This window comes from Bacteroides sp. AF20-13LB, from assembly GCF_003603065.1.
In the GTDB taxonomy this organism is placed as follows: Bacteria; Bacteroidota; Bacteroidia; order Bacteroidales; family Bacteroidaceae; genus Bacteroides; species Bacteroides uniformis.
The window spans coordinates 23141-35610 of record NZ_QTMH01000002.1 but is presented as its reverse complement, the minus strand read 5'-3'; the positions used below and the strand labels follow the sequence as shown (position 1 = coordinate 35610).

Annotated in this window: 12 protein-coding genes; 9 read left to right on the top strand and 3 right to left on the bottom strand. The window is 47.3% G+C overall.

Annotated features, from left to right (window positions below; translation table 11 throughout):
- Positions 1–42 precede the first annotated feature (42 nt).
- Positions 43–1551: a DUF3843 family protein gene (locus DWX62_RS02370; RefSeq protein ID WP_232058979.1), complete on the bottom strand. Its 1509-nt coding sequence runs from the start codon at positions 1549–1551 to the stop codon at positions 43–45.
- A 293-nt stretch (positions 1552–1844) separates the two neighbouring features.
- Between DWX62_RS02370 and DWX62_RS02365 the strand changes: the two genes are divergently transcribed.
- The 9 genes from DWX62_RS02365 (at position 1845) to DWX62_RS02310 (ending at position 8522) form a co-directional block, all read left to right on the top strand.
- Complete coding sequence (locus tag DWX62_RS02365) at positions 1845–2465, top strand: DsbA family protein (protein WP_057255663.1); 621 nt, start codon at positions 1845–1847, stop codon at positions 2463–2465.
- A gap of 942 nt (positions 2466–3407) precedes the next feature.
- A complete protein-coding gene (locus tag DWX62_RS02345; protein WP_009038158.1) occupies positions 3408–3887 on the top strand; it encodes an HU family DNA-binding protein in 480 nt (159 codons plus the stop codon).
- Positions 3888–4013: 126 nt separating this feature from the next.
- Complete coding sequence (locus tag DWX62_RS02340; protein ID WP_005831704.1) at positions 4014–4241, top strand: DUF4248 domain-containing protein; 228 nt, start codon at positions 4014–4016, stop codon at positions 4239–4241.
- Positions 4242–4377: 136 nt separating this feature from the next.
- Positions 4378–4827, top strand: a complete 450-nt coding sequence (locus tag DWX62_RS02335; protein WP_165852451.1) for a DUF4890 domain-containing protein — start codon at positions 4378–4380, stop codon at positions 4825–4827.
- A 60-nt stretch (positions 4828–4887) separates the two neighbouring features.
- Positions 4888–5436 carry a DUF4738 domain-containing protein gene (locus DWX62_RS02330; RefSeq protein WP_005831701.1) on the top strand — a complete coding sequence of 183 codons (549 nt, stop codon included), beginning with the start codon at positions 4888–4890 and terminating at the stop codon, positions 5434–5436.
- A gap of 49 nt (positions 5437–5485) precedes the next feature.
- Positions 5486–6163, top strand: coding sequence for a response regulator transcription factor (locus tag DWX62_RS02325; protein WP_016272776.1), 678 nt, complete (start codon positions 5486–5488; stop codon positions 6161–6163).
- On the top strand, positions 6160–7449 hold the full coding sequence (locus DWX62_RS02320; protein WP_120137950.1) for a HAMP domain-containing sensor histidine kinase: 1290 nt from the start codon (positions 6160–6162) through the stop codon (positions 7447–7449). Before DWX62_RS02325 ends, DWX62_RS02320 begins: the two co-directional genes overlap by 4 nt.
- 92 nt (positions 7450–7541) lie before the next feature.
- Entirely contained in the window at positions 7542–7982 is a 441-nt protein-coding gene (locus DWX62_RS02315) for a PepSY-like domain-containing protein (protein WP_005832634.1), read from the top strand.
- A gap of 36 nt (positions 7983–8018) precedes the next feature.
- On the top strand, positions 8019–8522 hold the full coding sequence (locus DWX62_RS02310; protein WP_009038162.1) for a PepSY-like domain-containing protein: 504 nt from the start codon (positions 8019–8021) through the stop codon (positions 8520–8522).
- Positions 8523–8625: 103 nt separating this feature from the next.
- Here the strand turns inward: DWX62_RS02310 and DWX62_RS02305 are convergent, their stop codons facing one another.
- Together DWX62_RS02305 and DWX62_RS02300 are read right to left on the bottom strand one after the other, a co-directional pair.
- A complete protein-coding gene (locus DWX62_RS02305; RefSeq protein WP_005831694.1) occupies positions 8626–9837 on the bottom strand; it encodes an L-serine ammonia-lyase in 1212 nt (403 codons plus the stop codon).
- A 56-nt stretch (positions 9838–9893) separates the two neighbouring features.
- A complete protein-coding gene (locus DWX62_RS02300; protein WP_005831691.1) occupies positions 9894–12431 on the bottom strand; it encodes an endonuclease MutS2 in 2538 nt (845 codons plus the stop codon).
- Positions 12432–12470 lie beyond the last annotated feature (39 nt).

Below are 12470 nucleotides of genomic sequence, written 5' to 3'. Positions count from 1 at the left end.
GTTGGAAATGTGTCAAAAGTGGTATTCACCCCCCATTTTCAACTAATCAAAGTCTTTCTCCCGACACCGATAATGGAAATAATCAGTCAGGAAGTGTGCATTCTTGCGTATGAACTCTTGCCCGTATTCTTTTCTTTGCAAACTGTTCAGATAAGCATCCGGAAGCATGCCTTCGTCTTGCAGGATGCAACTCAATTGGTAGGGGATAATGTCTGGGTTGACGATGAACATAATGGCGTTTTTCTCTGCTTCCTCCTTATTATAATTAGGGTTGTCCGGAGATTTGATGCATTCGCACAGCTTGAATTGGATATGTAGGCCGGTGTGCGGGTTGGCCATCAGCATGGCTCCGTTTTCCGTATTTATGCGTGGTATGTCCAGGCCTTCTTTCAAATTGTAGTCCATCTTGTTCAGCAGAAAATCAGAAATCTCCTCTTGCGATTGGCAGAATACAAAAGATTTCCCGCCGGATGCTTTTATGAAATCATGGAATGCAGCCTTTTCATTCGTCTTTTCTTTCTGTTTCGTCAAGTCGTCCACATATTCCGCCATTTTCTGGTTGTACTTGTTCTCGAGAAGCATGCCGCACTGCCACCATGCGTTGCCAAAATAAATCAGTTCGCAGATAAGGGTGCTTTTCCCTACCTCTCGGCTACGGATGGCCGAAAGGTTCAAGGACTTCTTGGTTATCTTGAATTCGCCTTCGTCCTCACTGCACAAATCTTTGACGTACAGATACCTGTCATCTTCTTTCTCCAGCAGATAACAACTGTTTTCCCGTACCTTCACCTTGCCCCAAAGCTGATGTTCGGGATGGGCATTGCCGATGAGAGCCAGCCATTCCGGTGAGGTCAGCGACAGCAGGTTGCGGCGGCCTTTGAACGTCAGTGAGGTGCGTGTGGCATATATGAGGGTCTCTGCCATTTCGGGAGTAATCTTTTCATCATCCAGCAACCGTTCAGCTTCATCCCGGCATTGGGCGACATTTTCGATGTTGAAGTAGCATTGGTAGTGAAACCAATCCAGTATCTCCCGGTAGTGGAAGAAGTCTTCTTCTCCCATGGCAGAGTGGTATAGAAATTCCTGCATCCTTTCATTTTCGGGAGCGGTTTCGTATTCCTCTGCAAGCAGTCCGTATATCTCTTGTGCAGTCTGCTCTATTCCGGGATTCTCGGGGTTGATGGCGCTTATTCCCCGGCACAGATATTGTATATGGTGCCAAAGCAGAAAGCGTATGTCCTCCAGATTGATTTCATCCGGAAAATAATCGCCTTTGATGGGGTAGAAGGGCAGATAGGCTCCGTATCGCTTCCGGCACTCGGCAGTGAATGCCTGCCAGATGCCGGTCTGGGAGATGACGTCCTCAAACCATGCGGCGAGGCAGAGGCTTGTATAGCGTATGTTTTCCTCTTCTTCGAAGGCGTCGGCTATCGTTGAAGAGTAAAGTCTTTTGTGGATTTCGTTTGCAATGCCGACGTAGTACTGGTCAACGCTGTTTGTCTGCTTGTACGGATGCAGTTCCAACCATTTTTTGGGATATATTTTCTTCATGACTCTAAAGTGAGTTTGGTGTGTATTTTTTATATGTTTCATTTCCAGCGTAAAGATATGTTTTTTATGGGAATTTTCTTGTTTTTCCTCCTTTCGATTAGTATATTTGTATGCTACTATTAAATCGTTCCATCGTGTGGAAAAAATCGTTCCACCATGGTGGAACGATTTTTCTTCCGTGGTGGAATGATATTTTCTCCATGGTGGAATGATTAAAGAATAGCATTTCTTCTCCTTAATGCCGTGGAAGAAGAAATGACGGAATTGCAGGACCATTTAAAAACAGAATATATATGAGTGCGTATTACGACCTTTTCGAGAAACCCGACGTCCGCCAGACCGGCGAGCAACAATCCCTTTATGCCCGCTTTGTCCCCAAGGGCACCATCGACCGCAAGGAATTTATCGAGCGTGTACATCTTTTCACCGGCCTCAGCCGCAGCCTGCTGGAAGGAGCGATGGCAGGCTTTATGGACGAGTTGCGCGACTGCCTTGCCAATGGCTGGACGGTGGAGCTGGGCGAACTGGGTTACTTCACCCCCTCTTTGAGTTGTACCCGCCAGGCGACGGACAAGAAAGAGCTTCGTGCTGCCTCCATCGCTTTGCGCGGGTTGAATTTCCGTCTGGGCAGGGAGTTCTATAAGGATTTGAAAGGTAAGATGCAGTTGGAGCGTTGTCCGCAATCGGCATCGGTGCCTGCTTCGTCTGCCGATGAGGCGTTGGGCGTGGAGCAGCGCTGGCAGTTGCTGGATGAGTATTTGCAGCAGTATCCCTGCATCAATCGCTCCCAGTATGCACGGCTGGCAGGACGTAGTTATAAGCAGGCGGTTGTCGATTTGAATAGGTTTATAGAAGAAGGGGTGCTGATGAGGCATGGGATGGGGCCGAGTGTGGTGTATGCCAGAAAGAGGTAAAATTCAAGATGTGTATTTGCATCCGAATCGAAATGCAAAGGACATATCCCGTGAGCTCAATATGGATAAAGGGCTGTTATTCCGCATATTGAAAAAGCTGGAGGCAAATCATTCTCGACACCCCCAAGAATACGGACAGAGCACATCTGTTTTATGAGAAAGCCGGATTCAAGAAAATAGAGAAAGAAGAACTCCCCATCGAATACGATTATCCGTATGATGACAGTGACTTCTTCTGCCTGACCTTGAACGGATACCAATAAATTTACGGTTATTAGAAATTTAATCGGATAAATTAAGATTTATGGAGATACATAAAGTCCATTCTGTTTTTTTCAGTGCTACATTTACTACCAAAGCCATCGTGCAGGGTATCGTCAAGCAGCTGCACGCCGATAATATCCAACATGACATTACGAGTAATGTTTTAATCCCCCGGTTTGAGATTGGGACGCGATGAATTGTTGGTCGTAGGCGTGCCGTCCTATTCAGGAAGAGTGCCCGACACGTGCCATTGCGTCGGAGAACCCCATAAAGACAGATGAAGGTCAATGTATTTCATGTGGAAGGTGCATTGCCCTATGTCCTGTCGGCTCACGAAACTACCACTATCCATTTTTTGGAAAAAAGAGTTTGGAGTTTGCAAGCGCAAATTCAGAGAGAAAAGAACTTGAACTTTTTTACGCTGTCAATTAAAGATGCCGTAAAGGATAAAAACAATGTATGATTAAGGAATAAAATTTCTTAGTCATTGTCTATCAGTTCCTTTCTTTTTCTCCAATATCCTTTTTTATCCTACGAAAACCTCCTTAAACCTCCGTTAAAGCACCACCCCGTTTTCTGCCCGTTGTATCTTTGCATCGTGGTCACAAAGAAACTGGTTTTGCAGACTGACGAGCGAACAAGACCGACTTTTATTAATCAATTTAAAATTAAAAAACTATGGCTTTGAATTATGAAGTAAAAAAGAGAGTATTCGGTTTTGACGAGACAAAAACGGAAAAGTACGTGGCGCAGATGAAAACTTTGGGTGTGGTAGGTTTTAAGGATTTATGCGACGAGGTTTCCAAGATAGGCATGGCGCCTCGCGGTGTGGTGAAGTTGGTGCTGGACGGATTGATCGACACCTTGAATATGGATATCAACAAGGGATTTTCGGTACAGCTGGGTGAGTTCGGCTGTTTCCGTCCCGGCATCAACGCCAAGAGCCAGGACAAGCTGGAAGATGTGAAGGCAAGCACGATTTATCGCCGCAAGATTATCTTCACCCCGGGCTTCTACTTTAAGGATATGCTGACCCGCGCCAGCGTAGAGAAGATGGATTGGTCGGGCAACGGCACCGTTTCTGGCGGGGGTAGCTCCAAACCAAATCCGGATGGCGGCGGTTCCGATGGCGACCAGGGAGAAAATCCGTTAGGATAAACATTCTGTAAATAAGGAGAATATGAACTTTCTCAGAAAAAGGTTCATATTCTCCTTGAAATACTTGACTTCGCCTTTTGAATATCGTATCTTTACATCAATCATTTAAAAATCAGACAAACTGCTATGGAAACAGAAAATGGCTTTCGTATCACGACTTATAAAAAGAAAGATTTGGCATGCCTCTATTGCCCCAATGCTACTGCACGTTGCGCCATCCGCACCCTGACGCGGTGGATAAAACGGAATCACGAACTGTATGAAGCCTTGGCGCATACCGGGTACAATGTAAGGACACGGACATTCATGCCGAAGCAGGTGAGTCTTATCGTACAGTATCTGGACGAACCTTAATATTCTTTTCAACCTCATTTATTATGTTAAAGCGGGAAGTTGCGGTTAAACTTCCCGCTTTTGTTTTTGTCATAGATACGTTGCAACACAATAGGTATAACTAACATAAGGTATTAATTAAAAAAAGAGAAAAATGATGAAAAGAATAGTTCTGATATGGATGGCCGCCTTCCTGATGGGTGGCATGGCAATGGCACAACATGCCCGCCACAGTGATAAAATGCCCGAACCGAAAGTCCGTGCCGAGCGCATGACGGAACGGATGGTGAAAGAGTACTCCTTGAACGATATGCAGAAACAACAACTGCTGGAGGCAAATCTGGCATTGGTTGAGAAAATGGGAGATATGCCGATGCATCGTGCCAAAGCACACAAGCATCATAAGAGAGATGGTAAGCGCCATCAATTGACGGATGAGCAACGCGCGCAGAAAAAAGCGGAGATGGAAAAGAAGCGTGAAGAGATGAAGACTGCCCGTATTGCTTATGATTCACAACTCCGGAAGATTATGACGGAAGAACAATATGCTGCATACAGCAAGAAAGTGCAGGATAGAAAAGCAAAAATGGAATCTAAAAGAAAATAAATTTTCTATTGCATTCAATTTGTACTATTTTTGTCCGGTCAACTACTAAAAAACAGAACGATGAAGAATATAGTCTATATTTTAGTGTGTGCATCGGTCATTTTCTTCACTGCTTGTTCGTCGCAAGACAAGAATAAGAAAGACGGTACGCAGGTATTGATGCAGGATAGTACAGAAATTGCCGGCCCACAGCGCATGCAGGTGTCCGATGTAAAAACATCCTTTACGTATAAGGGAAAAGAGTATCAGTCTTCTGTAGTGCGCCGGCCGGATGAATCTCTGCCGATAGTGAAAAACGAGCAGGGGGAGAAATTTGTGGATAACCGTATCACCTTGCGCATCACGTGCGGCGGGAAGCAGGTGGTGGATAAAGTGTTCACCAAAGATAATTTTGCTTCGTTGGTGGATGCCAAGTTCATGAAGTACTCTATTCTTGAGGGGCTGGTCTATGACAAGACCACTCCGCAAGGAATCATATACGCGGCCAGCGTCTGCTATCCGCAATCCGACCTTTATGTTCCCATCAGACTGACCATTACGGCTGACGGGAAAATCTCCATGGCAAAAGAAGAACTGATGGAGGACTATCAGACAGACAGCATTGATTAGTGGATAGTTTTCCAGATTGTTTCCAGTTTTGTAGACCATCTTTGCCGGTATGAAAATCCTGATTGTAGAAGATGAGCAAGATTTGCGGGAAACCATCCGCACTTCGCTCTTGAAAGAAAAGTTTGTTGTAGAGACCGCTGCCGACTATTTTTCGGCATTGGATAAAATCAATGACTACGATTACGACTGCATTCTGCTGGATATCATGTTGCCTGGCGGGAGCGGTCTGGACTTGCTGCGTGAGCTGAAACGGCTGCACCGCAGTGACAGTGTGCTTATTATCTCGGCCAAAGACTCGCTGGACGACAAGGTGGACGGGCTGGAACTGGGAGCCGACGATTACCTTACAAAGCCTTTCCATCTGGCAGAACTCAATGCACGTGTCAAGTCATTGATACGTCGGCGGCAGGCGAAGGGAGATGTGACCGTCACCCTTGGAAATCTTTTGCTCTACCCCGACAAACGGCAGGTAGAGATAAACGGAAAACCCTTGCAGCTGAACCGCAAGGAGTTCGACCTGCTTTATTATTTTGTAGTCAACCCCGGCCGGGTCATCAATAAAATGAGCCTTGCCGAGTCGGTGTGGGGAGACAATATAGACCAGGCGGATTCGTTGGATTTTATCTACTCGCAAGTGAAGAATCTGCGTAAGAAATTGAAACAAGCTGAGGCTACCATAGAATTAAAGGCTGTCTATGGATTCGGCTACAAACTCTCCGAACGATGAAGCTGCTGAGCTACACCTACCGCAAACTTGCATTGCTGCTGTTTCTGTTGATGGCAGTGTGGGGTGTGCTGTTCTATTACGCAATCATTGACGAGGTGGTGGATGAGACGGACGATACGTTGGAGAATTACGGTGAGATATTGATGGAGAGTGCGCTTCACGACCCCTCGATACTCGAAACGGAAGGCTCGTTGATGTCTTTCTATAAGTTCACCCCTATATCCGAAGAGGAAGGGCGGCATTACAGACAAGTGTTCTATGATGCTACGGTTTATATCGAACTGGAGGATGAAGACGAACCGGTACGTGTCATGTGTACCGCTTTCCGTATGCCCGACGGGCAATATTATGAGTTGAAACTGATGATTTCCATTTTGGAGCGGGATGACATGGTGGAGGCTATGCTTTGGTATCTGGGAGCGCTGTTCCTGTTGTTTCTCATCTGTACTTCCATCGGCATCCAGTTGGTGCTGAAGGGAGTGTTCCGTCCGTTACATAGGTTGCTTGACTGGCTGCACTGCATTCAGCCCGGCAAGGAGGCGCCTCCATTGGACAACCCGACGAAGATACGGGAGTTCCGCCAGTTGAGCGATGCTGCATTGGATATGGGCAACCGCAGCTACAAGGCATACGAGGAGCAGAAGCAGTTCATCGAGAATGCCTCGCATGAGTTGCAGACACCGCTTGCCATCGTGAGGGGAAAAGTGGAACTGCTGGCTGAGAGTGAAGGGATGACGGAACAGCAAATGGAGCAGCTGGACGAGATATATGCCACGCTGGGGCGTGCCGTAAAACTGAACAAGTCCCTGCTGTTGCTTTCCCGTATAGAGAACGGGCAGTATACCGAGATGGAAGATGTTTCGGTGGATGAGATATTGGATGAACTCTTGCCCGACCTGATGGATATCTATGAACATAAGCAGGTGAGACTGATACGAAAACGGGAGGAGCAGCCTTTTATCATCCGTTGCAACCATTCGCTGGCGCAAATACTGGTTTCCAATCTGGTGAAGAACTCGTTGCTGCACAATAGGGAAGGGGGAGAGTTGCAGGTGTTTACTACTCCCGCTTCTCTGGTCATCAGGAATACGGGGGATGCCCCTTTGGATGGAGAGAAGTTGTTCCGGCGTTTCTATCATGGCATGGATGGCAAGAAGGACTCCACCGGACTGGGGCTTGCCATAGCGCGTTCCATTGCGTTGTCGTCTTCATTGAGGCTCACGTATGAATGGCAGGACGGTATGCATACCTTCCGTCTGGTTAAAGAAAGTAAAATTTATCGTTAACTGCGGTTATTCCCAAATCTTTCCTAATTCTCTACCGTTATTTGCAGTGTGAATGATATGAAATTTATTAGTAACATTAAAAAATAACGATTATGAAGAAAGTATTGTCTATTCTTGTGTTGGCTCTTGTAGCTGTTCAGTTTGCCTTTGCCGGTGATGTTATCACTCAGGATGCCAAGCAGCTTCCGCTGACGGCACGCAATTTTATCAACCAGTATTTCTCGAAACCGCACATTTCACACATCAAGATTGAAAGTGAAATATTGCAGACTAAAAAATATGAAGTGCTGTTGACAGACCGTACGGAAATAGACTTCGACAAGAAAGGAAATTGGTTGGAAGTGGATTGCAAGAAGTCCGCTGTTCCCGAAGCATTGATTCCGGTTCCGGTAAAGGAGTATGTGAAGGCTAACTTCCCGAGAGAGATTATTACTAAAATCGAACGCGGACGTACCGGTGTGGAAATTGAATTGGGTAATGACTACTCTTTGAAGTTCAACAAAAAGGGAAAGTTCGTCAGCATGGACGATTGATTCTCCAGTAACTATTAACCTAAACTTTATAGAGAAATGATGAGAATAAAGATTCAAATGTTGGCGATGATGTTCATCGCCGCCTTGGCACTTGGTGCATGCAGTGATGATGACGACAAGGATGATGTCAAAGTGCCCGAAGCAATGTCACAAGCATTGAAGTCCAAATACCCTTCCGCAATCCATGTGGAATGGGAACAGAAAGGGGGCTATTTCGTTGCAGATTGTAAAGTGGATGGGCAGGAAAAGGATGTATGGTTCAATAATCAGGCGGAATGGCAACTGACGGAAACCGAATTGCTTTGGAATAATCTTCCGGGAACAGTACAGACCTCTTTCAGCGCCAGTGAGTATGCCGGTTGGAAGATAGAGGAGATTGTTCTTTTGGAGTATCCGGTAGTGCCTATGCAGTTTGTCATTGAAGTTGAAAAGGGAAATGCAGAGTATCAATTGTTCTATTCGGAAGAAGGCGGCTTGCTACAGACAAAAGATGTGAGCGGTAATAGGGATGATACGCATTGGCCGGTAAAACTTGATTAGGGATGAGGGGTTAGGGATTACGGATTAAGGATGAAGGATTAAGGTTCAATATGATTGCACACCCCTAATCCTTCATCCTTAATCCGTAATCCGTAATCTCTAACTACATCGGCTTATAATCCTTCGCCAGTCCTCCTTCGCTGGTTTCTTTGTAGAGGGAGGGCAGGTCGTTTCCGGTTTCTTTCATGACTTCCACCACCTTGTCGAATGATACGCGGTGCATGCCATCGGTGAAGGAGGAGTAAAGGTTGGCATCCAGGGCACGTGCGGCGGCGTAGGCATTACGTTCGATGCACGGGATTTGTACCAACCCACAAACCGGGTCGCAGGTCATTCCCAAATGATGCTCCAATCCCATTTCAGCGGCATATTCTATTTGTGCCGGACTGCCTCCAAACAATTGGTTGGCTGCGGCTGATGCCATGGAACATGCTACGCCTACCTCTGCCTGGCATCCGGCTTCCGCTCCCGAAATGGAAGCGTTGGTCTTCACGATGTTTCCTATCAGTCCGGCTGTGGCAAGGGCACGGAGTATGCGTGTGTCGCTGAACTCCCGGCTTTTTTGCAGATGATAGAGCACTGCCGGTACAATGCCACACGAACCGCAGGTAGGTGCAGTGACAATGACCCCACCTGACGCATTTTCTTCACTTACTGCCAAGGCATAGGCAAATACTAGTCCGCGCGACTGGAGGGAAGCCTTGTAGCCACTGGCACGTATATAATAGGTAGAAGCCTTTCGGCGCAGATTCAGAGGGCCAGGCAAGACTCCTTCACTATCCAATCCCCGTTTTACGGCAGCCTGCATGGTTTTCCATACCTCCTGCAGGTAATCCCAAATGTCGCTTTCCTCGCATTCCTTGACGTACTCCCAGTAACTTTTTCCGGTACGTTCACACCATTGTAGTATTTCGGTCATACTGTTCATTTCGTATACATCCGGGGTGTTTACGGATGATGCTCCGTCATTCTCTTCTGCCAGGGCACCGCCGCCGACACTGAATACAGTCCATTGGTCGGTCTCCTTGCCTTCGCTGTCCAAAGAAACGAATTTCATGCCGTTGGGATGGAAGGGCAGGAATATTTTGGGTTCCCAGATTATTTCTACCGGTGCTGCGGGTTGCAGTGTCTCGGTGATGGCAACATTGGTCATGTGTCCCTTGCCGGTAGCGGCGAGGCTTCCGTATAGGGTTACTTGGAATGCGGCTGCTTCGGGATGCCTTTCCAGGAATATCTGAGCTGCCTTGCGCGGTCCCATGGTGTGGCTGCTGGATGGACCGGTACCGATACGGTAGAGTTCTTTGATTGATTTCATATATTTCAGATTTATGATTTAGCTTTAACTATCAATTATCAACTGTCAATTATCCATTAACTCAAGTCCACAACGGTGATGCCTGCTCCGCCGAACTGTATATGTTCGTCGGCAAAGTGGCGCACTCCGGGGACAGTTTCCAGATATTGACGGATAAGCATGCGCAGGATGCCTGTTCCCGTTCCGTGAAGGATACGCACGCGTGACATGCCGACAAGGATGGCGTCATCAATGAAATAGGTAACGGCTTGCAAGGCTTCGTCGCCACGCATGCCGCGGACATCAATGTCTTGTTTGAAATGCAGTTTCTTCTCGTACATGCTGTCCTGGGTCTGGGCGCTGATGAAAGTGCTTTTGGTGGACACATCAGCTTGTTTAGGCTGCGCGTTGGTACGTTCCAGCCTGTCCAGCTTTACGGTAGTCTTGATGCTGCCGAACGCGATGACCGCATTCTTGCCATTCACTTCCATTACTTCGCCCACAGAGGTTTGGCCCTTTATTCTGACGTTGCAGCCGGGGGTGATGGCTGCAAGGCGTTCTGCCTCTTTCCGCGCCTGCTGTTCTGCCAAAGCCTGGGCAGACAGTCCGTTCTCTTTTCCTTTGCCCGCTTTCTTTTCCTTTTTCCGGTTCTGCTTCTCTTTCAGCTTTTCCATTTTGCGGGCGATTTTTTCTTCCAGTTCCTTGTTGGCAAGCGCTTCCATTGATTCACGGAAGTTCGTCAACTCCTGGCGGGCCTGGCGTGTTTTTTCTTTTTCTGCTTGGGCTTCTTTGATGGAGCGTATGGTGTTCTCGATGCGTGCATTGGCTTCCTGCATCAGTTGCTCCACTTCTTCCTTCGCTTTGCGCAGAATCTCCTTCCGGGATTTCTGCAAATCTTCGATTTCGGTTTGATAGCGCTCGATAGTCTCTTCCATGTGCTTTTCACGCTGGCGTATTGTCTGGCGTTTGCCTTCCCAATAGCGTTTGTCGCGCACAATGTCTTGCAGGTACTTATCGGCATTGATGTATTCACTGCCCACAATTTCCGAGGCATCGGCGATGACATCTTCCGGCAGACCTATTTTGCGGGCAATCTCTACAGCGAACGAACTGCCCGGATTGCCTATCTGCAACTGGAACAGTGCTTGCATCAGATGGCGGTCATAGAGCATGGCGCCGTTTACTACACCTTCATGGTCTTCGGCAAAATGCTTCAGGTTCTGATAGTGTGTGGTGATGACACCGAACGTCTGTTTTTGGTTGAAGCGTTTCAATACGGCTTCGGCGATGGCGCCTCCTATCTGGGGCTCCGTTCCACCACCGAATTCATCAATCAGGATGAGGCTCCGTTCATTGCAGCTTTTCATCATGATTTTCATGTTCATAAGGTGGGAGGAGTAGGTACTCAAATCATCTTCAATGGACTGCTCGTCACCGATGTCGATGAATATACTGCTGAATATTCCGGCATGACTGCGTTCGTGCATCGGGATGAGTAGTCCGGATTGCAGCATGTATTGTAATAAGCCTACTGTCTTTAGGCAGACGGACTTGCCGCCTGCGTTCGGACCGGAGATAATGAGGATACGTTGCTTTTCATTCAGTTCGATGTCAAGCGGTACGACTTTTTTGCCATGTTTGGCGAGAGAAAGTTGCAAGAGTGGGTGTACCGCCATTGTCCAGTCCAGTAGTTGCTTGTTTTCGAGAGCCGGTTTGAGTCCGGATATTTGCTCGGCAAACAATGCTTTGGCACGTATGAAGTCTATTTCGGCAAGGAACTCGTATGATAGCAGTACGTCGGAGATGGAGGGGCGCAGCTGGTTGGAGAAGTCCGTCAGGATGCGGATAATTTCTCTGCGTTCGTCACCTTCAAGTTCTCGTATGCGATTGTTGGCTTCCACTACTTCGGCAGGCTCGATGAATACGGTTTTACCACTGGCCGACTCGTCGTGTACAATACCGCGTATTTTCCGTTTCAGTGCCGGTGCAACGGGAATGACCAGACGGCCGTCACGCATGGTGGGCGTTACGTCTTTGTCCACAACGCCCTCGGACTGGGCATTTCGTAGAATACTGTTCAGTGAGCGGGAGATACTTCCCATAGTACTTGCCAGTTCCCGGCGGATGCGTGCCAACTCTGTAGAGGCATTGTCCTTGATTTTTCCGTAAGGAGAGAGGATGCCGTTTATTTTTGCTATGAGCTGTGGGAAAACGGTGATGTCTCCTGCCAGTCTTTTCAGACAAGGGTAGGGGGAAGCGCCCTCTTCCTCATCATCGTCGCTTTTCTGTAGGAAGCGTACAATATCACGTATGGTTTCTAGTGAACGGCGTAGGTCAAAGAGTTCTTGTTCATCTAGATACATGCCTTCCACACGTATGCGTTTCAGTGACGGGCGTACATCAAAAAAGTATTGTGCCGGGAAGTTGTCTTCTTCTTGGAGTATGCGTACAAATTCAGTGACTTGGTCCAAACGCTCCTCTACCTCTCCAAAGTGGTCGGAGAATGCCATGTCCATCACCCGTTCTTCGCCAAGTGTACTGAGGCATTTTTCTTTCAGCAATTGGCGTATTTGGTCGAAACCTATTTTCTGTTCAAAGTTCTGCGGATATATCATGGTGCAAAAGTACTATTAATTCATGAAAAAAGAGAAAGG

Excerpts from the sequence above, each read along its gene's own strand:
- DWX62_RS02330 (WP_005831701.1), top strand. The coding sequence starts at position 4,888 with ATGAAGAATATAGTCTATATTTTAGTGTGTGCATCGGTCATTTTCTTC.
- DWX62_RS02370 (WP_232058979.1), bottom strand. The coding sequence starts at position 1,551 with ATGAAGAAAATATATCCCAAAAAATGGTTGGAACTGCATCCGTACAAG.
- DWX62_RS02310 (WP_009038162.1), top strand. The coding sequence starts at position 8,019 with ATGATGAGAATAAAGATTCAAATGTTGGCGATGATGTTCATCGCCGCC.
- DWX62_RS02345 (WP_009038158.1), top strand. The coding sequence starts at position 3,408 with ATGGCTTTGAATTATGAAGTAAAAAAGAGAGTATTCGGTTTTGACGAG.
- DWX62_RS02305 (WP_005831694.1), bottom strand. The coding sequence starts at position 9,837 with ATGAAATCAATCAAAGAACTCTACCGTATCGGTACCGGTCCATCCAGC.
- DWX62_RS02335 (WP_165852451.1), top strand. The coding sequence starts at position 4,378 with ATGAAAAGAATAGTTCTGATATGGATGGCCGCCTTCCTGATGGGTGGC.
- DWX62_RS02365 (WP_057255663.1), top strand. The coding sequence starts at position 1,845 with ATGAGTGCGTATTACGACCTTTTCGAGAAACCCGACGTCCGCCAGACC.
- DWX62_RS02320 (WP_120137950.1), top strand. The coding sequence starts at position 6,160 with ATGAAGCTGCTGAGCTACACCTACCGCAAACTTGCATTGCTGCTGTTT.
- DWX62_RS02325 (WP_016272776.1), top strand. The coding sequence starts at position 5,486 with ATGAAAATCCTGATTGTAGAAGATGAGCAAGATTTGCGGGAAACCATC.
- DWX62_RS02340 (WP_005831704.1), top strand. The coding sequence starts at position 4,014 with ATGGAAACAGAAAATGGCTTTCGTATCACGACTTATAAAAAGAAAGAT.
- DWX62_RS02315 (WP_005832634.1), top strand. The coding sequence starts at position 7,542 with ATGAAGAAAGTATTGTCTATTCTTGTGTTGGCTCTTGTAGCTGTTCAG.
- DWX62_RS02300 (WP_005831691.1), bottom strand. The coding sequence starts at position 12,431 with ATGATATATCCGCAGAACTTTGAACAGAAAATAGGTTTCGACCAAATA.